17 protein-coding genes and 1 pseudogene are annotated in these 23,407 nt (G+C 61.8%); 5 read left to right on the top strand and 13 right to left on the bottom strand.

The features are described 5' to 3' along the window. Positions 1–3: 3 nt before the first annotated feature. Positions 4–3,102 carry a PD-(D/E)XK nuclease family protein gene (locus ABCN01_RS00670; RefSeq protein ID WP_342996891.1) on the bottom strand — a complete coding sequence of 1,033 codons (3,099 nt, stop codon included), beginning with the start codon at positions 3,100–3,102 and terminating at the stop codon, positions 4–6. A 156-nt stretch (positions 3,103–3,258) separates the two neighbouring features. Beyond that, positions 3,259–3,558, bottom strand: coding sequence for a YerC/YecD family TrpR-related protein (locus tag ABCN01_RS00665; RefSeq protein ID WP_006235366.1), 300 nt, complete (start codon positions 3,556–3,558; stop codon positions 3,259–3,261). A gap of 324 nt (positions 3,559–3,882) precedes the next feature. Here ABCN01_RS00665 and ABCN01_RS00660 point away from each other — a divergent pair, with 324 nt between their 5' ends. After that, positions 3,883–4,248 carry a phage holin family protein gene (locus ABCN01_RS00660; RefSeq protein ID WP_342996892.1) on the top strand — a complete coding sequence of 122 codons (366 nt, stop codon included), beginning with the start codon at positions 3,883–3,885 and terminating at the stop codon, positions 4,246–4,248. 141 nt (positions 4,249–4,389) lie between these two features. Here the strand turns inward: ABCN01_RS00660 and ABCN01_RS00655 are convergent, their stop codons facing one another. Then, a complete protein-coding gene (locus tag ABCN01_RS00655) occupies positions 4,390–4,818 on the bottom strand; it encodes an RrF2 family transcriptional regulator (protein WP_117583966.1) in 429 nt (142 codons plus the stop codon). A gap of 252 nt (positions 4,819–5,070) precedes the next feature. Here ABCN01_RS00655 and cysK point away from each other — a divergent pair, with 252 nt between their 5' ends. Together cysK and mnmA are read left to right on the top strand one after the other, a co-directional pair. Beyond that, a complete protein-coding gene (gene cysK, locus ABCN01_RS00650) occupies positions 5,071–6,009 on the top strand; it encodes a cysteine synthase A (protein ID WP_118256362.1) in 939 nt (312 codons plus the stop codon). A gap of 178 nt (positions 6,010–6,187) precedes the next feature. Further along, positions 6,188–7,291, top strand: a pseudogene (gene mnmA, locus ABCN01_RS00645) (tRNA 2-thiouridine(34) synthase MnmA); the annotation flags it as partial. A gap of 8 nt (positions 7,292–7,299) precedes the next feature. Here the strand turns inward: mnmA and ABCN01_RS00640 are convergent. The 3 genes from ABCN01_RS00640 to fucO form a co-directional block, all read right to left on the bottom strand. Beyond that, on the bottom strand, positions 7,300–8,673 hold the full coding sequence (locus ABCN01_RS00640) for a hypothetical protein (RefSeq protein WP_342996893.1): 1,374 nt from the start codon (positions 8,671–8,673) through the stop codon (positions 7,300–7,302). Between the two features lie 138 nt (positions 8,674–8,811). Then, complete coding sequence (locus tag ABCN01_RS00635; protein ID WP_342996894.1) at positions 8,812–9,855, bottom strand: M42 family metallopeptidase; 1,044 nt, start codon at positions 9,853–9,855, stop codon at positions 8,812–8,814. A 607-nt stretch (positions 9,856–10,462) separates the two neighbouring features. After that, a complete protein-coding gene (gene fucO, locus ABCN01_RS00630; RefSeq protein ID WP_022094861.1) occupies positions 10,463–11,629 on the bottom strand; it encodes a lactaldehyde reductase in 1,167 nt (388 codons plus the stop codon). A 412-nt stretch (positions 11,630–12,041) separates the two neighbouring features. On the opposite strand from fucO, the gene ABCN01_RS00625 reads away from it, so the two are divergent. Next, positions 12,042–12,581 carry an LURP-one-related/scramblase family protein gene (locus ABCN01_RS00625; protein WP_342996895.1) on the top strand — a complete coding sequence of 180 codons (540 nt, stop codon included), beginning with the start codon at positions 12,042–12,044 and terminating at the stop codon, positions 12,579–12,581. 80 nt (positions 12,582–12,661) lie between these two features. Here the strand turns inward: ABCN01_RS00625 and ABCN01_RS00620 are convergent, their stop codons facing one another. Beyond that, positions 12,662–13,381 (bottom strand): YoaK family protein, encoded by a 720-nt coding sequence (locus ABCN01_RS00620; RefSeq protein ID WP_217750238.1) that lies wholly within the window; start codon positions 13,379–13,381, stop codon positions 12,662–12,664. 268 nt (positions 13,382–13,649) lie between these two features. Here ABCN01_RS00620 and ABCN01_RS00615 point away from each other — a divergent pair, with 268 nt between their 5' ends. Then, a complete protein-coding gene (locus ABCN01_RS00615) occupies positions 13,650–15,785 on the top strand; it encodes a YgiQ family radical SAM protein (protein ID WP_342996896.1) in 2,136 nt (711 codons plus the stop codon). Here the strand turns inward: ABCN01_RS00615 and ABCN01_RS00610 are convergent. The 6 genes from ABCN01_RS00610 to ABCN01_RS00585 all read right to left on the bottom strand — a co-directional run bounded on the left by ABCN01_RS00610 (position 15,782) and on the right by ABCN01_RS00585 (position 23,232). Continuing rightward, positions 15,782–16,693 carry a CPBP family intramembrane glutamic endopeptidase gene (locus tag ABCN01_RS00610; protein ID WP_342996399.1) on the bottom strand — a complete coding sequence of 304 codons (912 nt, stop codon included), beginning with the start codon at positions 16,691–16,693 and terminating at the stop codon, positions 15,782–15,784. The genes ABCN01_RS00615 and ABCN01_RS00610 overlap by 4 nt on opposite strands. Before the next feature lie 23 nt (positions 16,694–16,716). After that, positions 16,717–16,938 carry a type II toxin-antitoxin system RelB/DinJ family antitoxin gene (locus ABCN01_RS00605; protein ID WP_117757910.1) on the bottom strand — a complete coding sequence of 74 codons (222 nt, stop codon included), beginning with the start codon at positions 16,936–16,938 and terminating at the stop codon, positions 16,717–16,719. Between the two features lie 215 nt (positions 16,939–17,153). After that, positions 17,154–18,533, bottom strand: coding sequence for an ATP-binding cassette domain-containing protein (locus tag ABCN01_RS00600; RefSeq protein WP_343014142.1), 1,380 nt, complete (start codon positions 18,531–18,533; stop codon positions 17,154–17,156). Positions 18,534–18,536: 3 nt separating this feature from the next. Continuing rightward, entirely contained in the window at positions 18,537–19,592 is a 1,056-nt protein-coding gene (locus tag ABCN01_RS00595) for an ABC transporter substrate-binding protein (protein WP_342996401.1), read from the bottom strand. A 2-nt stretch (positions 19,593–19,594) separates the two neighbouring features. Continuing rightward, positions 19,595–21,406, bottom strand: coding sequence for a [FeFe] hydrogenase, group A (locus tag ABCN01_RS00590; protein WP_342996402.1), 1,812 nt, complete (start codon positions 21,404–21,406; stop codon positions 19,595–19,597). Further along, entirely contained in the window at positions 21,400–23,232 is a 1,833-nt protein-coding gene (locus ABCN01_RS00585) for an NAD(P)-binding protein (protein WP_342996403.1), read from the bottom strand. The genes ABCN01_RS00590 and ABCN01_RS00585 overlap by 7 nt, the downstream gene beginning before the upstream one ends. Positions 23,233–23,407: the final 175 nt, after the last annotated feature.

Here is a 23,407-nt window from a genome sequence, read left to right as displayed (position 1 = left end):
GGTCTACACGTCCCTCCTTGCAAACGTTCCTTCGTGGTTATACGAGCAGCGCGCATGCGCGGCCTGAGTCGACGTCGGGTCGACGGCGGCAACGTTGCCTGCCTCGAGCTCCCGCAGGCGCTCGGCGATGCCGGTCTCCACGCGATCGAGCAGGGCGTCGAAGTCCATGTTGCCGCCCTCGCCGGGGAAACCTTTCTTGAGGCCTGGAATGCGACCGTCGCCGCGCTCTTCCTCGAGCAGCTCGGCGCTCGCGGCACCGCGCAACGCCGGCTTGCCGCCCTTGGTCGAAAAGTAGAGCGCCGCGCGGGTGTCCAAATCCAGCGCCCGGCGCATGGCCTGGGCGTAGATGAGCGTTTGGGTATGTGGCGGCAACCAGCGCGGATCGTCGATGGGCGCCGCGCCCGATTCCTCGTCGCGCACCGTAGGGTCGGCGAGCTTAAACTCCTCAACGCCCGTGCGATGTTTGTAGTCGATCACCACGGCACGATTCTCGGCGTCCACGTCCACGCGGTCGATGCGCCCGCCAAGCGGCCAACCGGCATACTCAACCTTGAGCTCGTTGAAGGCGAACTCCAGGTAACGCGGGGCAAAGGGGGCAAGCGCCTCGGACTCGTAGGCTAGCACGCCCTCCAACTGCGGCAAGATCTCGGCCACCTGGCGCTCCTCTACCGGAGAGAGCGGCACAAGCGGGCCCTCGTTGCCACGCTTGCCGGCGTGCTCGGCCAACGTCTCGTCAAAGACCTCACGCAGCAGCTCCTGAGCGCGCGGCAGATTCTCGGGCGTCACGCGCTCCATGCCCTCCTGGGGCAGGCGGGCATGCAGGCGCTCCAGCACATCGTGGACAAAGTTGCCCTTCTCCATGTTGCCAAAGCCCGCGTCGATGGACTGGGGCTTCACGCGATACGACACGAACCAGCACAGCGGGCACGTCGAGTACGCCTCAATCTGCGAGGCGGACGTCAGGCGCGGCACGAGCGGCGCGTTCTCGCCCTCGCCATCGCGGCGACGCAGGACCAGGTACGGCACAGCCGCCTCACTCAAATGCTGAGGAGCCTCGCATGCGACGCGCTTGCACTCGATGCCCTCGCCGGCCGCTGGATCAAAATCGGCGACGATACCGCCCTCGCCCACGCACGCAACCTTGGCGGCGCCAGTGGCCTCGGCATGCGCCCGCAGCTCGGTCCACACGGCAGCCGGGTAGCACTCGCGTGCCTGGCGATCGTGCGTCACGTGGGCAAGCGCAACCGTACCGCGCGCGGCCTGCATCGCGCGGCCAAAGCGCACGCGCAGCAGGGCCGCGGGCTCAAGCGTCACACCACTGCGCCCCAACTCTGCCGTCAGCGTGGCCAGCGGGCCCTCCTCATGTGAGAGCGGATAACTGTCCAGGTCGACGTCGGCAAACAGCACGGCATCGTAGCTGGCGGGGCGCAGGGCTGCCGCATCGGCAAGCGACGCAAAGCGTACCTGGGCGCGCGGCGTGCGGTCGACCTCGTAGGTCTCGTAATCGTATGCGGTGCTGCGCTTGTCCACCTTGGTACGAACGACGTCGAGCACGGGCACGGTCGCGGCCTGCGACACGTCGAGCGCGCGGGCGTCGTTCATAAGGATGTCGATGGCATGTCGCAGTAGGGCGGTCTCCGCCTGGCGACGAGCCTGACCGTCAAAGCCTCCAAGGGCGCGATCGGGCAACGCCTCGGCGACGGCGAGCATTGCCTTGAGCGCCGTCACGGGTTTGTCGCGCCACAGCGCTTGGAACACGTCCGAGACCACGCACGGCACGTTCTTAAACCAGTTCTCATCGCTGGCAGCCTTGCGCGTACCCCTCACCTGGCCCTGCACGCTCTGCAGCAGGCTTTTGACGGCCGTGGTGGTCTTGCCGCGCGACAGGCGCATATTCTTGTCGAAGGTGCGCGCGCTGGCGGCATCGGCACCTGAAAGCGGACTGTAAATCCAGTCGGCAAGCTCCGGCGCGGGCCACCACTCGGTCTTGGAGGCGGTGCCCTCGTCGGCGGCCTTCATATGCTCGATTAGATTGGCGAGCGCCGTGAACTGCCTGCCCGCGATGGATTGGGAAAACGCCGTGAACTCGGTTGTCTCGGCCGCAATATGACGCGCCGCCAAACGGGCAGCGAGTTCACCGAACAGCTGGGGCGCCCGGGCAGACACCACGAGCACGCGCACGGGGTCCGCGGACGCCGCGACACCGCCGTCGACCGCGGCGTCCTCACACGTTTTTACCAGCTCATCGATTGCATCCACATAGGCGTGGGCGCGGGCGTGAGGGCCGGCAACCTCTACAAAGGTAGGCTGAGCGGCGGACTCGGAGGCAGTCTGGAGCGCAGCGGTACCCTCCCCCAGCGGCGCGACCTCAAACAGCACACCGCGGGCATCAAAGGCGGCTGCAAGTTCCTCGCGCATCGCAGCCTGCTCGCGGGCAAGCAGCACAACGACTTCTCCCCCATTGTTCGCCACGGCGGACAGCAACTCGAGCAGGCCGTGCGTAAACGATGTGATACCGCGCACACATACCGCGCGGGCGCACGCCGGAAGGCTGTCGGCCAGCACCTCGGCCATAAGGTCAGCCGCCTCGCAGGGCTCGACCATGTCTCGACGGTCCAAGCCGCTCGCGTAGGCACTCAACAGCTCGAACACGCGAGCCTCGGCGTCGCTTTTGGGATCGGGCTGGCAAACGTCGCCGCAGCAATGCTCGGCACCCGTTCCCGCTACGCCCGGCAGCACATCGCGGGCCATGCGCGCGAGCATGCGCACCGTGCCTTGACTGCGCGAAAGCGGCTGCAGGCCGGCATCGTCGCGACGGGCGATCATGTCCGAGAACAGCATCTGGCGCTGCATGTTGTCGACGAAGCTGCGGCCATCGCCCATAAGCTCCCACAGCGAACGAAGCCACGATGCGGGGGTTTTGTAGTCAACGCCCAGCGAGGCGCCAGCAACCGCAGCATCGTGACGGCACAGGTCGAGCTCGGCAAACGAGGGCGCCAGCAAAACGGCACGCCCGTGGCGGGCGACCAGGTCGGCGAGCAACGCCGCCTCGGCATCGCTCAAGTCCGTACCGGTATTGGTGGTATAGATTCGAACAGGCATGGTCCTCCACTCAAACCGTTCGCAATAATCAATGCATCCATCCTACCCGCCCACGCGGACAGATTTGCCCCACGCCAACAGATTTCCTCCGTCCCCGAGGAATCAAAAAACCGCCCCCGAAGGGACGGTTCTGCGCAATTTGTTTTTACCGCTGGCCTACTCGCCATCCTCCAGCTTGATGAGGATCTTGCGATAGCCACCGTACTCGCCATTAAGCGCCTTGGACACGCGGCTCACCGTGGTGGACGAAGCGCCGGTGCGGGCCTGAACCTCAACATAGGGCTCGCCCTCGTCCAAATAGCGCGCAACCTGCAGGCGCTGAGAAAGATCGCAGATCTCGCGCGGCGTGCAGATATCGGTCAAAAACGCTTGGATATCGTTCTCGTCGTCCAAAAGACTAAATGCGTGGACCAGCTGCTTGACATCAGGCTTGTCAAACATGTTCTCGATATTCATCGATCACCGCCAAACCCGCCATAAGGCATCGAAGTTGATACTGACATCGGGCATCGTTCGCCCGTAATATGCAATAAAACTATGCATGGGCTATTTGCCCGTAGCAGTGTAGCACACCACCAAACTAAAGCGACAAGACTCTCTGCCAGCGGCACGTTTTTCAGGACGAACGCCGTTTAGAAACCGAATGCGCACGTAAGCTCCACGACTATTTGAGACAATGGGCGCCCAAACACCGCGGCGCGCCCGCGCAACCATCCAAGTCGCCGCCGCAAGCCGCTTCACGCGACGCCAGCAACCCCGGCGCAAGAAAGGATCCACGCCATGCGCTTTATGCTTAACTGGCTCTTCACCTCGATCGCCATCGCGATCGCCACGTTCCTCGTCCCCGGTATCCAACCTTTCGGCTTTGCCGAGGCCTGGGTCTGTTTTGCCTTTGTGGGACTGTTTCTCAACATCGTCGATTCGTTCGTCAAACCGTTCCTCACAGTCATCTCGCTGCCGCTCACGATCATTACGCTCGGCATTTTCCAGCTCGTGCTCAACAGCTTTATGCTGGAGCTCGCCAGCTACCTGTCGGTCAACTTGTTGGGCGTCGGCATCTCCATCGCCGGCTTTGGCTCGGCCTTTATGGGCAGCATCCTAGTGTCCATCATGCGCAGCATCCTCGACAGTCTTGCCGAGGACTAAAACGGCCATTCCGACCGTGTCCGTCTCAACAGCCCAAAACGAAGGCCGCCCATCGCAAAAATGGGCGGCCTTCTTATTTGTCAAGTCTCAGAGGGCAAGAAAATCTACCATTTCCACCCCGTCCCCAAATGGCAGGTGCGGCTAGATGACGTAGTCGTAGCCCTCGTTGGGGGCGACGAGCGTATCGAGCGTCACGCCGTCGAGGTAGTCGTTGATGAGCTTGTCCAGGTTCTTCCACACGTCGAGCGTTGGGCACTCATCCGAACGCGAACAGCCCTTGCAGTCGCCGTCCAGGCATGCGACCGGCGCCAGGCTGCCCTCGGTCAGGCGCAAGATCTCGCCCACCGTGTACTGCTCGGGCGGACGCGTGAGCACGTAGCCGCCGCCCTTGCCGCGCATGCCCGAGAGCATATTGGCGCGGACGAGCGTAGCCAAAATGTTCTCCAGATATTTCTCAGAAATCCCCTGACGCGCCGCGATCTCTTTGAGGGGAATGCGGCCTGCCGCCTGGTGCTCGGCCAGGTCAACCATAACGCGCAGGGCATATCTGCCCTTTGTGGAAACCAACATATATATTGCTGCCTTTCGGTCTTTTAATTCGTAGAAATTCTAGCCGAAAAATTGGTTTTGAAAATACCTATTCCCGTCAAGCTGGTTAATCGACTCGTAATAATCTTCTATTTCCTATTGCATTACTAGGCTTTAGTGCCTACTATGCTTGCCAACAGCAAACGAACAACCTATAAGGTTTGTGGGTTTCGCTGTTACACACACCGTAAAACCACACGGTATCCAGTCATTTGAACACTTTGGAGGTTCACCATGAGCAATGTTTACACGTCCATCGATCAGCTTATCGGCCACACTCCGCTTCTGGAGCTCACTCACTTTGAGGCCGATGAAGACCTCAAGGCCCGCGTGCTCGTCAAGCTGGAATACTTCAACCCCGCCGGCTCCGTTAAAGACCGCGTCGCCAAGAACATGATCGACGAGGCCGAGAAGGCCGGCAAGCTCGTGCGCGGCGGCGACTACACCATCATCGAGCCCACGAGCGGCAATACCGGCGTCGGCATCGCCTCGGTGGCGGCGGCTCGCGGCTACAAGGTGATCATCACCATGCCCGAGACTATGTCCGTCGAGCGCCGCAAGCTTATGCAGGCATACGGCGCACAGCTCGTGCTCACCGACGGCTCCAAGGGCATGAAGGGTGCCATCGCCAAGGCCGAAGAGCTGCAGAAGGAGACGCCCAACAGCATTATCGCCGGCCAGTTCGTGAACCCCGCCAACCCCGCCATCCACAAGGCCACGACCGGCCCCGAGATCTGGGATGACACCGACGGCAAGGTCGACATCTTCGTCGCCGGCGTCGGCACCGGCGGTACCGTGACCGGCGTGGGCGAGTTCCTCAAGGAGCAGAACCCCGAGATTCAGGTCGTCGCCGTCGAACCCGCCACTTCCCCGGTGCTCTCCAAGGGCCAGGCCGGCCCGCACAAGATCCAGGGCATCGGCGCCGGTTTTGTGCCCGACGTCCTCGACACCCGGGTCTACGACGAGATCATCCCCGTCGAGAACGACGACGCCTTTGCCACCGGCCGCGCCGTGGGCCACAAGGAGGGCGTGCTCGTGGGCATTTCGTCCGGCGCCGCCGTGTGGGCCGCACTACAGCTGGCCAAGCGCCCCGAGAACGAGGGCAAGACCATCGTGGCGCTGCTCGCCGATACCGGTGAGCGCTACCTGTCCACGGCGCTCTTCCAGGACTAAGGGCCCGTCACTTGTCGATAGGCCCATGGCATGCCGGCCTACCCTCTCTTCTGGCTGCCTGAGCCTATCTCGTTAGGGTGTCCCACGAGACGTCCGAACTTGCTACAATGTCTGCGGCGCGGAACCAGCCTCCCGCGCCGCTTTTCTTTTTTGGCCGCATGCCACCAAGGAGAACCTCCCCATGCACAACAAGCGCGTGCTCGTCGCCATGAGCGGCGGCGTCGATTCCAGCGTGACCGCGTACCTGCTCAAAAGCCAGGGCTACGAATGCGTCGGCGCCACCATGCGCCTCACCTGCCCCGCGCCCGACCCCGCCACGGGCATGAGTAAGGTCGACCGCGACATCGCCGATGCAAAGGCCGTCGCCGAGCGTCTGGGGATCCCCCATCATGTGCTCGACCTGCAGCAGACATTCGACCGCAACGTTATCGAGTGCTTTGTGAACGCCTACCAGGAGGGGCTGACGCCCAACCCGTGCATTATCTGCAACCGCCACATTAAGTTTGGCGCGCTGCTCGATGCGGCGCTGGACATGGGCTGCGACTACATCGCAACGGGACATTACGCCAAAACAAGCCAGGCGGCAGACGGCACCTGGCAGCTACACCGCGGCGAGGATCCCAAAAAGGACCAGAGTTACTTTTTGTATTCGCTCACGCAAGAGCGCCTGGCACGCACAATCTTTCCGCTGGCAGGCCTGGACAAGGAGCGCGACGTGCGCCGCATTGCCGCCGAGCAGGGCTTCATCAACGCCAAAAAGGCCGAGAGCGAGGATATCTGCTTTATTCCAGACGGCGACTACGCGGGCTATATCGAGCGCCGCTGCGGACATGCCGCCGAGCCGGGCGATATTGTATGGCGCGACGGCAGCGTAGTCGGACGCCACAACGGCGCGTTGCGCTATACCATCGGCCAGCGCAAGGGCCTGGGCGTCGCGATGGCGCACCCCGTGTACGTAACGGGCGTCGATGCCGCCAACAACACTGTGCATCTGGGCGAGACCGAGGACCTGACCGCCGCGGCGCTCACGGCCAATGACTGGATCTGGAGCGCCCCTGCCGATCGCATGGAGGCAGAGCTCGATGCCGGCGGCATTCGCGTGGGCGCCAAGTACCGCTACCGTCAGAAAGACCAGGCAGCGACCCTTACGCGCGGCGAAGACGGGCAAATGCTGCTGACTTTTGACGAGCCGCAGCGCGCCATCGCCCCCGGCCAGGCCGTCGTCGTCTACCACGGCGACGTCGTCCTGGGCGGCGGCACGGTGACCGGCGCACTTAAGTAGCCGCGGGTTTATCGCTGCACGTGTCGAAGTACCTCAACAGCGGCACTAACCTCGATTACGCGACGCTCGAGGCCGCGGCAAATGGCCTCGAGCCGGCCCTCTGCCGTGGCCCATTTGCTCTGCGAAAGAATCTCGATCGCCTCATCAACAAATCCGTTGAGCCGCGATGAATCGAACCAATCGAGCGAGTCCGCAAGCGCCAGCTGGACGGAAGGGTCGGGCCCAAACGGCTTAGCGGAAAACCCAAACTCCCCAGCTGCGAGCACAGCAGTTGGCACGTTGTACCACAGGCAGTTGCCGCTATCGAACAGCGGAGCAGGTTTAATCTCCAGGGTGTCGACATTACGGATGATGCCGAAGTTTCGCCAATGGCGGTCGCTGTTGGCCAAAAGGGCATCACAGACAATCATCTGCGACATAGACCTTCTCACGGCAGCCTCGTCTGCTCCATGCTTACCAAGGAAGCGGCAGTACCGGTCGTACGTCGAACTTCCCCGCTGGCTACCAAGTGCGCCCTTAACGTAAACAGCCGGAACGTATTCCTCGCGGCCATCAAGAAAGTCGTCGCACAGACACACAGGGCCATCGAATATCCGCTCAACCGTATAAGGAACAAACTCGCCCTCCGACAGCAAGCGACGATGAAGAGCCGTTGCGACCGCCTCGTTAAAGGGACGTTGATCGTCCATCCCGCACCCTTTAGCCAAAACGCGAATGTCGTTTCGGATCACCCACGATTTAGGGAGCTCGCCCTCGGATGTGTTGTCGGGATTTTTAAGACCGATGCCCTCCAGCCAACCCGAACGCTCCTCGGGCGCCGATCGCTCAAATTCGTTCTCAAAGTAATTGATGTTTTGCCATTTGAGTTCGGCGCAATCAGCCGGCCGCAGCCAATAACAATCCGAAAGCGATAGGCCCAGGCACCGAACCGGAACCTCGATGCCACTGGCAATTCCCAGTTCACGATAGCGCGAGACGAGTCCGGGGCGGACGTCAGGCACCGACCGATGGCCCCACCACACGTTGAGCTCCCGTTTATTCACCGTAAGAGAAGAGCTCGAGCATGTGCCAAACGGCATTCGTTGCGCATCGAGGACCCCGGCGATTTCGAAGGGAAACTCGCGCGTCGGATCAAATGAGACATGCGCGACCTCATGGTCGGCGGACATCAGCGTAAACTTGCGCCCCACATCGGCCGCAGGACGGCGTCCACGTTTGCGGACCTTTTGATAAGCGACCGCGGAATTGTACTCGACCATCTTCCGTCCGCCCACAATATCGCACGCGAGCGTTCCCGATGCGGCAAGTTGAGATATGCGGGCTTTCGTAACGCCCAGCAGGCAGGCAGCATCACCCATAGATAAGTACTCAGATGCATTCATATGCCGCATCACCTCGTTAAGTATTCCAAACGTTAAGTTAATTAGTTACATACAGTATAATACTAAACAGAATGAAGCGAAAAAAGGCCCGAGAAATCGGGCCTTAGCGATTGGTCAGCCGAGTCGTAAGCTGCTCCCCTAGCGCTGAACGTAGGCGCGAACCAGCTCAAAGGTATTACGCACACCGTCGATGTGGCTGCGCTCGTAGTTGTGGCTCGCGTACACGCCGGGGCCGATCAGACCATGGCGAATGTCGTAGCCGGCCGAGAGCGTGGCCTCGACGTCGGAGCCGTAGTGCGGGTACACATCGATGGCGTAATCGAGCTCCAGCTCGCGCGCGATGTTGGACAGCGTGGTCACCAGATCGTAGTTGTAGGGGCCACCCGAATCCTTGGCGCAGATCGACACCATGCGCTCGGTGCAGCCCAGGTCGTCGCCCACGCAGCCCATGTCAACGCTGATCATCTCGCGCGTGTCGGCCGGCACAAAGGCTCCGCCGTGGCCGACTTCCTCGTACACCGTAAAGAGCAGCGAAACCTTGCGCGAAAGCGACACCTCGCCGTCAGCAACAGCGCGGGCCAGACCCAGCAGAATCGACGCCGACAGTTTGTCATCCAAGAAGCGACTCTTGATGTAGCCGCTCTCCGTCACCGTGGTGCGCGGGTCCATAGCGATGATGTCACCGGTCTGAATACCCAGCTCGAGCACATCGTCCTTGCTGTCAACGTTCTCGTCGAGCAGGATTTCCATGTTCTTCTCGATGGTCTTGACCGGCTCGTCGGCCACGTGCGCCGAAGGCTCGGTGTTAAGAACCACGCCCGTGTAGACATTGCCGTCGCGCGTGTAGACGGTGCAGTTCTCACCATCGGCCGTAGACCATTGATGCCCACCGAGCGTCGTGGGGCGCAGGCGGCCATTGTCCTTAATGGAACGCACCATGGCGCCCAGGGTATCGACATGGCTCGCCAGTACGAGCGGCTCGCCCTCGCCACCAAGCTCAACGAGCACGTTACCCTTATTAGAACGCTCAGGCCCAAACCCCATATCGCGCAGGGTCTCCATCAGATAATCAGTCGCCGCACGAGTAAACCCCGTAGGCGAAGCAATCGAGGTAAGTGCCTTCAACTGGTCAGTAATATAGGAGAGCGTCTCCTCTAGAGAAGCATCGATTACAGAAGCCATGTGCATCCTTCCAAGCAAAACTAAGACCGAGTCCCGATTTTAACCGTTCTGCACGCGCAAAGCTCTGGGAGCCGAGCCACCTCCAGACGTCCTCCCGCCGATTTTACGCACGCGCACGGCTTACAATCCCAATCTTGCATAAATCCTATCGGTATCTGCATAGAAATGAGGAATCTTTTTGCTTCGTCTCAGGGTACCCCACCTTGGGCCGTGCAAAAAACGGAGTATTCAGCACCGTGGGCCCCAACGACCCCATCGCGAACCACAAAACGACGCGGTTACAGCAGTGTTGCAGGTCGTCGCAAAGCAGAAACTCGGTAACAACCCCCTCCACTCATCGATAGTCCGCCCACAATGGCTGTCGATGGGCGCCTGCGGACCACTACGGGCCATTCAAAACGTTATGCATTTTTAAGAGCTTGCTGAATACTCCCAAAAATGCACGCTGGGAAGTGCACCACCTATCCGCAGCGGGCAGTATGCCTTGGTTTTGCCCGTTTCGGGACATCGACGCAGCACAAAAAGCCCCGCCGCGCGTAGCGCGGCGGGGCCAGCGGCAAGTCAAAAAGCGACCGCACGCCTACAGGCGAAAGAACACCAAACGAGGCTAGGCAGCCGGGCAGATCTTCTTGAAGAGCTCGATGACGTCGTCGAGCGTCGCCTCGCGCGGGTTACCCGGGAAGCAGGCGTCGGCCATGGCGTCCTTGGCCAGGACCTCGATCTCGTCAGCCTTCATAGCCTCGCAGACGTGCGGGATGTTCACGTCGGCGGAAAGCTGCTTGACGGCGGCGATGGCGGCGTCGGCGGCCTCGTCAGTGCTCATGCCCGTGGTGTCAACGCCCATGGCGACGGCGACCTTGGCCAGGCGCTCGGCGCAAACCGGCTTGTTGAACTCCATGGCAATCGGCAGCAGCATGGCGCAGGCGACGCCGTGCGGGGTGTCGTAGTGAGCGGACAGGGTGTGAGCCATGGCGTGGTCGATGCCCAGGCCAACGTTGGAGAAGCCCATGCCGGCGACATACTGGCCAAGAGCCATGCCCTCGCGGCCGGAGCCGGGCTGACCGGACTTGGCCTCGGCGACGGAGTCGCGCAAGTTCTCGCTGATCAGCTTAATGGCCTCAAAGTGGAACATATCGGAGAGCTCCCAAGCGCCCTTGGTGGTGTAGCCCTCGATGGCGTGGGTCAGAGCGTCCATGCCAGTGGAAGCGGTCAGGCCGGCGGGCATGGAAGCCATCATGTCGGGGTCGACGACGGCGACCTCGGGGGCGTCGTTGGTGTCGACGCACACGAACTTGCGGACCTTCTCGGGGTCGGTGATGACGTAGTTGATGGTCACCTCAGCAGCGGTACCGGCGGTCGTCGGCACAGCGATGGTGAACACGGCGTGGTTCTTAGTCGGAGCAACGCCCTCGAGGCTGCGGACATCGGCAAACTCGGGGTTGTTGATGATGATGCCGATGGCCTTAGCGGTGTCCATGGAGGAGCCGCCACCGATGGTCACGATAGCGTCAGCCTCGGCGGCCTTGAAGGCCTCGACGCCGTCCTTGACGTTCTGGATGGTGGGGTTGGGCTTGATCTCGGAGTAGAGGCTCCAAGCGATGCCGGCGGCGTCGAGCTCGTCGGTCACCTTAGCGGTAACGCCAAACTTGACCAGATCGGGGTCGGAGCAGACGAAGATCTTCTTGTAGCCGCGACGCTGAAGCTCGCCGGGGATCTCCTTGATGGCGCCGGAACCATGATAAGAGATGGTATTGAGAACGAAACGATTAGCCATTGATAGCCTCCCATCGTGTGCGGGGCATCCATTACGCCCCACGCTATGAGTCCCATCCTAACGCTTTTGAAACAAAAAACGCGTGAGAACGTCAAAAGTGTTAAAGCGTTTCAACAGAATAACGGAGCCCTAGTTCTTCCCTCCCGACAGCAGCGAAGGCTAGATTATAGGAGCAATCGCCCAAAGAATGCGACCGACTCAGTCTATAAATTGCTTCTGTTTTAGCAATATATGTTTGACAATACGTTTATAAAAAGATATTTTGTAGTGAATAACATGCATGCAGCAAATAACGTCATTCATTTTGTTAGAAATTGCCCATGCGGTTATTGCAGCTGCATCTACTGCAACGTACAGCGTAATTCTCCGCACGAAGCAGAAGACGGTTCCAATTCGATCGAGGCGATGACGCATGGTGGCTAGTGGTCCTAAATCGAGCAAGACGGCTACAAACGAATATCGAATCTCAATTGAAGGTAACCCTTATCCGCATACTCTGGCTCTCATCAACCCAGCGGGAGACAGCCTCAACATCAAAAAACATGGGTTCACGGGTCCACTAGGACAGCTATTGAGTCTTAAATATACCGTTTATGACGATGCAAATGAAAAACTCTTCACTGTCGTCGACGGTGGTTTTAGCAACATGCCCAGGGTTGCGCTCATCATCGAACACGAGGAAGTTGCGGTGTTTGATTATGGCCTAAACAGACTTGAGATGAAGTGCATAACGAACATACCGAATTACACAATAAAAGGTAACTTCCTATTTGGAGATTACGATATATTCAGCCAACGGGAAGTGAAACTATCTTCAGTTATCGTCCTTCAATGTGATAAACAATCGTGCTTTAGCATACAGGTTTTGGATAAAGCCGAATTAGCCGCCGCAATTGGAATACCTACAGCCATTGCCCTTCTTAGGGCTCGGATTGAAGAACATCTCGAATAAATCGCAAAAAGCAGTTCGTAGCAACATTCAGGAGCTGGATAGTTTTTTCTGGCTCCTGGATGTTGTTACGAACATGCACCTTAGCGCTTAAGACTCGCGGTCTGCCAGTCAGCTATGATGCGGGCCCATTTCCTGTGCAAGTCGCGTTCGCGGTCGATGAACATGATGGCAAACGCGACAAACAGCAGCAAGCTCGCCACGACGATGGCGTGCAGGCCCATGCGCTCAATACACCAGTTGCCCAACACGGCGCCAAACACAAAGGTAAAGATCACGCCAAAGTACAGCAGGCCGTTTTCCAAAAAGCCGCGCCTGTGGGTGATGATGTAATCGTCCACGTTTTGCAGCGCGTTGCGCAAGTTGCCGATGCACATGGTCGTAGCGATGCCGTGACCGTGGATCTTGCGGAAGCTCTCGACCTGCATGCCGCAGGCAAACGAGGTGAGGCAGTTGGCGAGCAGGTTGAAATTGCCGCCCGGGATAAAGCTCACTCCCAGCAAGATGACGGCTTCAAAGAACACCGTCACCTGACGCCAGTGGATCACGCTGCCAAACCGCTCGTGTACCAGATCGGCAAGCATAATACCCACGGCAAACGACACCACAGGGAAGAAGTAGCGCCCCGCAAGTGCCCAGTTGCCCTCCGAGATGCTCACTCCCACGAGCAGGATGTTGCCTGTTTGCGCGTTGGCGAAAACATGGTCGCGCCCAATGTACGAATACACGTCCATAAAGCCACCGGCGAGCGCCAAGATGATGCCCAGCTCAATAGACTCCGATATCTGTTTGGCACGCTGCATCGTCGTGCATCCTCCTTGTTGACGACTCTCTCGTGCGTTGGCGGAAACATAGCCGCCGTTCATACTGTAACCCATTGACAACATGACGTGCGCGCGAGACGGGTTCTCCAACGCGCAGATACACAGTCTGGAAACAAACAGCGGGCGCGGTGCCGGCACCCGCATCGACACGCCGATCCGCCAGCTCATGTACTCCACCAGTCTTTTTAGTCCCGTCCCAAAAAGACTGGTTACAATTACGTGCAGCATACAAACACCGGGAGGGATCGTGGCAAAAAAGCCTCAGCACGCTCAGAACAACCAGCGCAGTCAGCAGGGCAAACAGGGCCAGCAGCAAAAGCGCGGTGGCAAGGCCCAGAGTGGGCACACCACGCATACCCCAGCAGCGCCCGTCCGTCCCTGGCGTCCGGGCCGCGACAAGTTCCTCCCCGTCAGCCGCGCCGATATGGACGCGCGAGGCTGGGACCAGTGCGACTTCGTCTACATCTGCGGCGACGCCTACGTGGACCACCCCAGTTTTGGCATGGCCATCATCAGCCGCGTACTCGATGCACACGGTTACAAGGTGGGCATTATCTGCCAGCCCGACTGGACCGATCCCGCCAGCATCACGGTGCTCGGTGAGCCGCGCCTGGGCTTTTTGGTCAGCGCCGGTAACATGGACTCCATGGTCAACCACTATTCGGTGACCAAGCACCGCCGCCACACCGATGCCTATACCCCCGGTGGCGAGGAGGGGCGCCGTCCCAACCGAGCCGTCACGGTCTACGGCAACCTTATCCGCCAGACGTTCAAGGATGCCCCCATCATCATCGGCGGCATCGAGGCGAGCCTGCGCCGTCTGGCCCACTACGACTACTGGCAGGACAAGCTCAAGCGCTCGGTATTGCTCGACTCGGGCGCCGACATCCTCATCTACGGCATGGGCGAGCACGCGATTGTCGAGATTGCCGACGCGCTCGACGCGGGGCTGCCCGTCGATCAGATCACCTATATCAACGGCACCGTTTACCGCACGGGTTCGCTCGACGAGGTCTACGACTACGACCTGCTGCCCAGCTGGGACGACCTTGCCGCCGACAAGCTCAACTACGCACGCAGCTTCAATGTGCAGCAGCAGAATATGGACCCCATCACCGGACACCGCCTGGTAGAGCCCTACCCCAACAGCGTCTATGTGGTGCAGAACCCGCCATCGGCGACGCTCACCACCGACGAGATGGACGAGGTGGCCGAGCTCCCCTACGCACGCGATTGGCATCCCGATTACGACGCAGCGGGCGGCGTGCCGGCCTTTGCCGAAATCAAGTTTTCCATTAGCTCCAACCGTGGCTGTTTTGGTGAGTGCTCATTTTGCGCCCTCACCTTCCACCAGGGGCGCGTGCTGCAGATGCGCAGCCACGATTCGATCATGCGCGAGGCCGAGCTGCTCACGCGCGATCCCGAGTTTAAGGGCTACATCAATGACGTGGGCGGACCGACGGCCAACTTTAGCCGCCCTGCCTGCGACAAGCAGCTCAAGCACGGCGTGTGCAAGAATAAGCGCTGCCTGTGGCCGAGCGTGTGCAAGAACATGGTAGTCGACGAGAGCGGCTACACGCAGCTGTTGCGCGACCTGCGCCAGCTGCCGGGCGTCAAGAAGGTCTTCGTCCGCAGCGGCATCCGCTTTGACTACACCATGGCCGACGCCTCGGACGAGTTTTTGCGCGAGCTGCTGGAGCACCATGTCTCGGGCCAGCTGCGCGTAGCGCCCGAGCACGTGAGCGACGCGGTGCTGTCCGTGATGGGCAAGCCGAGCCGCGCCGTCTACGATGCGTTCTGCCGTAAATTTGAACGCCTGAACCGCGAATACGGACTCAAGCAGTATGTGGTGCCGTACCTGATTTCGAGTCACCCCGGTTCAACGATGAAGGAAGCCGTGGACCTTGCCGAAGCCGTGCGCGACATGGGCTACATGCCCGAGCAGGTGCAGGACTTCTACCCCACGCCGTCCACCATGTCGACCTGCATGTACTACACCGGCGTGGACCCGCGCACCATGCAGCCGATCTACGTGGCGCGCGACCCGCACGAGAAGGCCATGCAGCGTGCGCTCATCCAGTATCGCAAGCCCGAGAACTACAAGCTTGTGCGCGAGGCGCTGGAAAAAGCCGGCCGCCGCGATCTGATCGGCTACACCAAGCATTGTCTGATTCGTCCCGTACCGCCACGCCCGGGCGAGACGCCTGCTGGCGGTGGGCATGGCACCGGCAAGAAGGGCGGCAAACCGCATGGCGGCGGCGCTGGCAAGGGGCCCAAGGGCAGCAAGGGCCACGGCGGCATGTCGCGTGCGCAGAACACTGCCGGTCGCAATCGCGCGGCCCAGGGACGTCAAGGCGCCAACGGAGGCGGACGCCGCAACTAGGGCAGCGGTGCGCTCGCTGCGTCCGTCCTACACGCGTGGTGCAGCGAGCGCATTGCCTCTACCAGCACAAAGCCGGCGATGGCAACCGTGACCGCCACGTCGAACGGCGTGTTCACAAACCAGAGCAACGTCATGAGATACGACCCGGCATTAAAGGCAAAGTGCAGCAGGATCGTGTAGCGGAGCTTTCCGGTCGTCACGAGCACCCAACCAAAGATGAGGCCGGCGGCACCCGCGTAGCAACCCTGCACCCAATTCATGTGCATAAAACCGAAGATTGCCGCCTGCAGCACAATCGCCGCGGCGATACCCCACGTGCTTGGGGCCGCCCAGGGCACCATGGCGCCGTCCTGCGCGCTCGCACGACGCCGGCGCTTCCAAAGTGGGCGGCACTGCGGATTAAACGCTCGGAGCGAAAACTCAAAAATAATGCCGCGCACCAGCAGCTCTTCACAAAATGGGGCACCGAGCACCGTGGTCAGGATGGCCAGATAGCTCGTGTCGCCCATGCCTGTTTCCTCGACAAGCTCGCTGTAGTCGGCCGCGGCATCGGGCAACAGCGACAGCACGGCGTCGGTCACGTAGCCAACGACCACCTGCAGGGCCAGGCCGATCACGATAACGCAGGCGATGCGTCTCCACGCCCCACGCGCTCCCCCGCCAAGCGGACGCTCGCCTTGCCAGCGCGCCATAAACGAGCGCGGCCACAGATAACGCCACCACAGCAGCGCCATCAAAAACGATGCCGTCTGCGCGACGGCCTGAAGCAATTGAATGTCGAGGCCATCGATCGAAAAACCCATGAACACCGATGCGACGCCAAGGGCGGAGAACAAAACGACACTCAGGGCAATATCGGCAGCGACGACGCCAAAACAGGCAAGCGCCCAAATCATCGCATTGAGCATGCCAACCTCCTCCCGACGACTAGTCATTGGGGACGTTCTTCAACGACTAGTTGCTGGGGACAGTCTTTGCCAAAAGCCCCGTTGGGCGAGATGTCGAACGGAAAGGTGCCGCAGCGATTGAACGCGGCGATAAACATGCGGATGGCGTTGGACGGCGTGGTGCCCACGAGCTGGGTTGCCGCCGCGAAGGCTGCCTTCTCCTCGGGCAAGACCTTCGCGACTACGGGGGTCATGTGTTCTGCCATGGCGCTTCCTTTTTGAAACGACGGTAGTGCGGATAGATGCGGGCCACGCGGCTGGGCGACGGGCTGTGAAGGCAACCCGATTGACCCGCATCTGGAGTTTGTTTCTGCGGCGTTGGTATTACTTAGTATTCCTAAGTATTACCCCGCAGATAGAATACCACACCAGACCCCATGGGGACGGAGGAAAACGAATCATTTTGTTGCTGAGTTAGTTTTTAGAGCGTGATGATGTCCGAGATATCGAGGGCCTGAGCGTCGGCGGCGTCGTGCGTGGCAAGCAAGAGTGTGCGGCCGTCGAGCAGGTCGAGCACGACCTTGGTCGTCGCATCGCGCGCGGCGGCATCCAGGCCGGTAAAGGGCTCGTCAAGAATCACCGCGCCGCCCGGGCACAGCAGGGCTCGAGCAATCTCGACGCGACGGCGCTGCCCGCCCGAAAGCTCGGCCACGCGAGCATCCACATCGACTCCCGGCACCAGCAGGCGCAGCAATGCCGCGGCGCTCGAAGCATCCACACGCGCATCGGCGCACACCAGCACGTTATCCAGCGCCGAGGCGGACTCGGCCAAGCGTGCATCCTGAAACACCATCGAGCACGGCGAGCACTCCCCCGCTGCCAACGAAAGCAGCGTCGACTTGCCCATGCCCGAAGCACCCATCACACAGATGCGCCCACCCGCAGGCACGTTGAGCACCAGACCATCCAGCGCCGGCGCCCAGGGCGCGCGATCGCCCACGGCAAGCGCAAGCTCCGCTGCAGCCCCACCGCCAGCAGAGTCGCCCACACAACCGCGAGCGCCGCGCCCATGCGCCCGCACGGCCGCGCGCCACGCCACGGGTCCCGAAACCCGCAGCAGCCACACCAGCACGCGCTCACATGCCCACGATGCCGCCACGACTAGCACGGTCCACGCCAGCAGGTCAGCCGTCTCGATGAGCAGCTTCGCCTGATAGATGCGCTCGCCCACGGTGCCCACCGCCATGCCGATCAGCTCCGCCGCCACGCCGGCTTTCCAGCTCATGCCGATCACGGCACGGGCGCACGAAAGCGCAAACGGCAGGACTTCGCGCCAGGTGTGGGCGCAAAACAGGCGCCAGCCCCGCACGCCATGCAGGCGAAACATCTGCTCCAGCGGCTTATCCACTTGTGCCAAGCCCTCGGCCAGCGAAAAATACACGCCCGGCAGCGCCATCAAAAAGACCGCCGCGATGCTCACGCGTGCCGACCCCAGCCAGATAAGTAACAGAACCACCACGCAGGCGACCGGCGTCGCCTTTACAAACGACAGCGCCGGAGCCACCAAGTGCGCGAACGCCCGCGACCGTGATGAAATCCCGGCAAACACGCCACCACACACCGCGGCAAGCGCCAGCCCGCCCAGTATCCGCGCGCCCGAGCCCGCCAAAATCGCCCAGGTACCGTCATCGCACACCAGGCGTAGCAGCGCCAAGGCAACAGCGCCCGGCCCCGGCAAGATCAACGGCTGCGCCACCAGCACCGCCACCAGCATCCACGCGGCAAGCCAAAAGGCGGCGACGGCACCTGCTGCCGCCACCGCCTTCATACGCTCTGTCATGTGTCGAGCAAACGCACGCACGGGCTACTCCATGTAGTAGAAATCGTCAGCCGGAAGTTTACCACCCACGGCGCTCGCGTCCGCGTCGAACAGCACCTGCAGATACCCACTAAGTGCCGCCTTCATATCCTTGCCCGTCTGGCACACAAGCATGCACCCGGGAATCGCCTTCTCGGCGATCTTGGCGTTGTCCACGATGCCGGCATCGACCACGGCCTGCGCCCAGTCTGCCGGCGCCGCATTGACGGCCTTAACGCTCGCCGCATGGCAGCTCAAGAACTCCGCCACAGCCTCGGGATGTTCCTCGGCAAGCGCGCGGCGCACCACGGTCACGCCCGTCAGCAGGCGCGAACCCGTGTCACCTGCCAGCTCGTCCCACACATCGGTCAGGCTTACCGGAGCCGACAGCTTGCCTTCGCTCTTGGCGATGGCAGCGGTCTTGAACGGCTCCGGCAGCACGCCCACGGCAGTCGGGTCGGCAAGCAGGGCCGACAGCACCTCGGTGGGCTCGCTCTTAAACTCGAGCGTCACCTGGCCGGTCAGGCCCGCGCGCTCCAGCAGGTAGTTCATGACGTACTCCGGCGTGGCGCCCTTGCCCGTCATATAGACGGTATGGCCCGCCAGATCGCCAAACGAAGTAACGTCCGCGTTACCCGTCACCACGTTCAGCACGCCCAGCGTGTTGATGTCGCTGACCTGCACCGCGCCCTCGGTCTTGTTATAGAGCACGCTCGCCACGTTGGCGGGCACCAGGGCAATGTCGATATCGCCCTGAATGACCTTGGGCACAATCTCGTCGGCGGCAGTGTTGATCGCAAAGTCGAACTCATTGTCCGTCTCGCCATCGGCCGCCCGGTCCATAAACTGCACCAGACCAATCGAGGTCGGCCCCTTGAGCGAGGCGACGCGCACCTCGACCGGCTCGGCAGCGGCACCGGCGCCGTCCGTGGCAGCCGAGCCCGCGGCGGACCCGGCCCCGGCAGCCCCGCCGCCACAGCCCGCGAGCGCAAGCGACAGGGCGCCCGCGGCGAGCGCCGAGGCAAACCCCCGGCGCGACATCTCAACATCAAACGCGCGCATCGCTAGCACGCCTCCTCGTTAGGCATCGTCCATGCGTGATGGTCGGTATGCAGCAGCTCCTCGGCCAGCGGCGAGAGCGGCTCGCCCAAGAACTCGCGGTAGCACGCCTGGACATCGGGATTCTCATGCGAGAAGCGAATGTCCGCCTTCGCATCCAGGCCCCACAGCACCTGACCGCGCTCGGCTGCCAGCTCGCAGCCGTCGTGGATGGGCTGACCGCCGCCGCCGACGCAACCACCCGGGCACGCCATGACCTCAACGAAGTCATAGCTCACACGGCCGTCACGAATCGCGTCGAGCAGGCGGGCGGCGTTGCCCAGCCCGTGCGCCACGGCGACGCGCACCTTGGTGCCATCGATATCGGCGACGGTTTCCTTCCAGCTGTCCAGGCCACGCACGTCGGTAAAGAAATCGGCATCCGGGTTCTTACCCGTCACCAGGTAATATGCCGAGCGCACGGCGGCCTCCATCACGCCGCCCGTGGCGCCAAAGATCACACCCGCGCCCGTGCCAAAGCCCAGCGGCGTGTCGAGCGGCTCCTCGACCAGCGTGTCCACGCTCACGTGGCTCGCGCGGATCATGCGCACCATCTCGCGCACCGTCAGCGCAACGTCTACGTCGGGTGCGCCGCCCTCGCCCACCATACTCGACAGCGCGCACTCGGCCTTCTTGGCCGTGCACGGCATCACGGACACCACGAACAGGCGCTCGGGCTCCACGCCCAGCACCTTGGCGTAGTACGTCTTGGCAATAGCGCCGAACATCTGCTGCGGCGACTTGGACGTGGACAGGCTGTCGACAAACTCCGGATAGCGCGCCTTCACAAAGCGCACCCAGCCCGGGCAGCAGCTCGTAAACATGGGCCAGCCGCGGCTATCGCCCTCACCCTTGGCGGCGGCACCCAGACGCTCGAGCAGCTCGGAGCCCTCCTCCATAATGGTGAGGTCAGCCGAGAAGTCGGTATCGAACACGTACTCAAAGCCCACGCGGCGCAGCGCGCAAGCCAAGCGCTCAACAGTGGCCTCCTCGCGCGGAATGCCGAGCTCCTCGCCCCAAGCGCTACGTACGGCCGGCGCGATCTGCACCAGCACGATCTTATCGGGATCGGCGAGAGCATCGAACACGGTCTCGGTATCGTCGCGCTCGCGCAGCGCGCCCGTCGGGCAATGCGTAATGCACTGGCCGCACGCGACGCAATCGGTTTTGCCGATCGGCGCGCGCCCGCGGGTACCCACGGCGGTATGCGTGGCGCGGTTGGTCAGGTCCCAAATCCCTAGGCCCTGCACGCTCTCGCATACCTTGATGCAGCGCATGCATTTGATGCACTTGTCGTTTTCGCGGATGATGGGGAAATCGAAATCCCAGCCCTCGCCCGCCAAATGCCTTTGATACGGCAGATAGAAAATGCCCAGGTCGTTGGCGATGGTCTGTAGGTTGCAGTTGCCGCTGCGCACGCAGCTCGTGCACTGCGAATCGTGCTGGGACAGCAGCAGCTGCACGTTGGTGCGACGGGCCTCGCGGGCCTTGGGGCTGTTGGTGTGAACCACCATGCCATCGAGCACGTAGTTGTTGCAGGCGGCAACCAGCTGGTCGCAGCCCTCAACCTCGACCACGCACACGCGGCAGCCGCCGATCTCGTTCAGATCGCGCAGGTAGCACAGGGTGGGAATCTGGATACCGACGGACTTGGCCGCGTCCAGGATCGTGGTGTGCTCGGGTACCACGACCTCGCAATTTTCGATAGTGAGCTTGACCATATTGAGTGCTCCGCTTTCGGTGTTGTCGCTGACAGTGGGGTTGTTGAGCTCTACCATTCCAGGTTCCTCCCTCCGCGGAACGCGCCAAAGCCAAAGTGGTCGCAACGCAGGCAGCGGCTTGCCTCCTGGCGCGCCTCCTGCTCGGTGAGACCCTGCTCGACCAGATTCCAATCGTGAATACGCTCGCCAGCCTCGCGCTCGCCCAGCTCGCAGCGGCCGCACTCGTGCTTGCCCTTAAACTGGACGGTCGGCAGCTCCACGTCGAGCTTGATCTTGTGGTCGAAGCCCAGATAGCGGTCGATGTTTGCCGAAGCTACGCGGCCGGCATTGATGGCTCGGATGACGGTGGCGGGACCGGTCTGGCAGTCGCCGCCGCTAAAGAGGCCATCGAAGTTGGGCACGGCGCCGTCCGAATCGGTGACCACGCAGCCCCACTTGCAGGCGATGCCCATCTCCTCAAACGGCCTGGAATCGATGTCCTGGCCGATGGCCACGAACACGCGCTCGCAGGGAATGACGCGCTCGGGCGTCGCGGCGGCACGCGGAGCCGGACGACCGCGACGGGGCTCGCCGATAATCTGCGGTTGCACGCGCAGGCCGCTCACGCGACCGTCCTCGCCCGTCTCGATGGCGAGCGGGGCCGTCAGCTCCAGCACCTCGCAGCCCTCGGCCTGGGCGCCGGCGATCTCGGCATCCTGTGCCGTCATATCGCAGATGCGGCGGCGGTAGACGATGCTCACCTTTTCGGCACCGCAGCGCACGGCAGAGCGCGCCACGTCCATGGCCACGTTGCCGCCGCCGATGACGCACACGCGCTGGCCGCTCAGGTCGGGCAGCTCGTCGTCGCCGATGGCACGCAGCATCTTGACGGCCGACTCCACGCCGGGAGCCTCTTCGCCCGGAAGGCCGAGCTTCTTATCGCTGTGGGCACCAATGGCCAGATAGACGGCATCGAACTCGTCGCGCAGGCGGGCAAGCTCCTCGCCGTTCACGGAGTGGTCGAGCTCAACGTCGATGCCGGCGCTCAAGATCCAGTCGATCTCGGCCTGCAGACGCTCGCGCGGCAGACGATAGCTGGGGATGCCGTAGCGCAGCATGCCGCCCAGGTGGTGACGCTGCTCAAAGATGGTCACCTTATGACCCATCACGGCCAGGTAGTAAGCGCAGGAAAGGCCGGCCGGGCCGCCGCCGATCACGGCGACGCGCTTACCGGTGTTGTCCACTACATGCGGTTTGTGGTCGTTGAGGTCGCTGTGCTCAACGGCAAAACGCTTGAGGGCGAGGATGTTCATGGGGTCGTCGACCATGCCACGGCGACAGTGCATCTCGCAGGGATGCTCGCACACCAGGCCGCAGACGAGCGGCAGCGGGTTATTCTTGCGGATGACCTTGACGGCATCGGCATAGCGGCCGGCCTCGACGAGCGAAATGTACCCGGGAATGTCGACGTGCGCCGGGCAGCCCGAGACGCACGGGACGCGGGCCTCGCGGTCAAAGCCGCAGGAGTGCTCGCGAATGTGATGCTCAAAATCGTCGCGAAAACCGCGGATAGCCGTAAGCGCCATGGCGCCGGCCTCGTAACCGATGGCGCAGTCGCTCGAAAGATAGATGGCGCGGGCCGTGCGCTCAATCAGGTTGAGCGTGGACTCATCGGCACGCCCTTCGAGCACGTCGGCGAGCAGATCGCTCAGCGCGCTCAGGCCCACGCGGCAGGGCGTACACTTGCCGCAGCTCTGGGTGGAGCACAGGTTGACGAGCGCTGCCGTAAACTCAACGGGACACGGAGCGAGCGAGCTCACCGCCAGACGACGTCCGAGCGCATCGTGCAGGTCGTCCATGACGGCCTGAGCGTGGCTGCGTTCCATTACGTGCAGTCGTGCCATAAGATCCCCTCTCATGTGGCAGCCCGGAGGCGAGGCCGGGCGAAATTGCTACACGCACAACACTGAGCTAAAAAGTTGTTAGGTCTCCACACGGTTCGGCAGGCGGTATAAAATGCGACCCTCAGCGGTGAAATAGAACATTACCGCAGATAAATGCCATATTTGATAAAACGCG

It is taken from the genome of Collinsella aerofaciens (genome assembly GCF_039062365.1).
Classification (GTDB): domain Bacteria; phylum Actinomycetota; class Coriobacteriia; order Coriobacteriales; family Coriobacteriaceae; genus Collinsella.
Note: the sequence above shows the minus strand (reverse complement) of the source record. Positions and strands in the feature narration are given on the sequence as shown.

Coding starts and splice junctions, on each gene's coding strand:
- ABCN01_RS00605 (WP_117757910.1), bottom strand. CDS start 16,938: ATGGCAGAACACATGACCCCCGTAGTCGCGAAGGTCTTGCCCGAGGAG.
- ABCN01_RS00670 (WP_342996891.1), bottom strand. CDS start 3,102: ATGCCTGTTCGAATCTATACCACCAATACCGGTACGGACTTGAGCGAT.
- ABCN01_RS00625 (WP_342996895.1), top strand. CDS start 12,042: ATGGTGGCTAGTGGTCCTAAATCGAGCAAGACGGCTACAAACGAATAT.
- cysK (WP_118256362.1), top strand. CDS start 5,071: ATGAGCAATGTTTACACGTCCATCGATCAGCTTATCGGCCACACTCCG.
- ABCN01_RS00620 (WP_217750238.1), bottom strand. CDS start 13,381: ATGCAGCGTGCCAAACAGATATCGGAGTCTATTGAGCTGGGCATCATC.
- ABCN01_RS00655 (WP_117583966.1), bottom strand. CDS start 4,818: ATGTTGGTTTCCACAAAGGGCAGATATGCCCTGCGCGTTATGGTTGAC.
- ABCN01_RS00585 (WP_342996403.1), bottom strand. CDS start 23,232: ATGGCACGACTGCACGTAATGGAACGCAGCCACGCTCAGGCCGTCATG.
- fucO (WP_022094861.1), bottom strand. CDS start 11,629: ATGGCTAATCGTTTCGTTCTCAATACCATCTCTTATCATGGTTCCGGC.
- ABCN01_RS00665 (WP_006235366.1), bottom strand. CDS start 3,558: ATGAATATCGAGAACATGTTTGACAAGCCTGATGTCAAGCAGCTGGTC.
- ABCN01_RS00640 (WP_342996893.1), bottom strand. CDS start 8,673: ATGAATGCATCTGAGTACTTATCTATGGGTGATGCTGCCTGCCTGCTG.
- ABCN01_RS00635 (WP_342996894.1), bottom strand. CDS start 9,855: ATGGCTTCTGTAATCGATGCTTCTCTAGAGGAGACGCTCTCCTATATT.
- ABCN01_RS00595 (WP_342996401.1), bottom strand. CDS start 19,592: ATGCGCGCGTTTGATGTTGAGATGTCGCGCCGGGGGTTTGCCTCGGCG.
- ABCN01_RS00610 (WP_342996399.1), bottom strand. CDS start 16,693: ATGCTCAATGCGATGATTTGGGCGCTTGCCTGTTTTGGCGTCGTCGCT.
- ABCN01_RS00590 (WP_342996402.1), bottom strand. CDS start 21,406: ATGGTAGAGCTCAACAACCCCACTGTCAGCGACAACACCGAAAGCGGA.
- ABCN01_RS00660 (WP_342996892.1), top strand. CDS start 3,883: ATGCGCTTTATGCTTAACTGGCTCTTCACCTCGATCGCCATCGCGATC.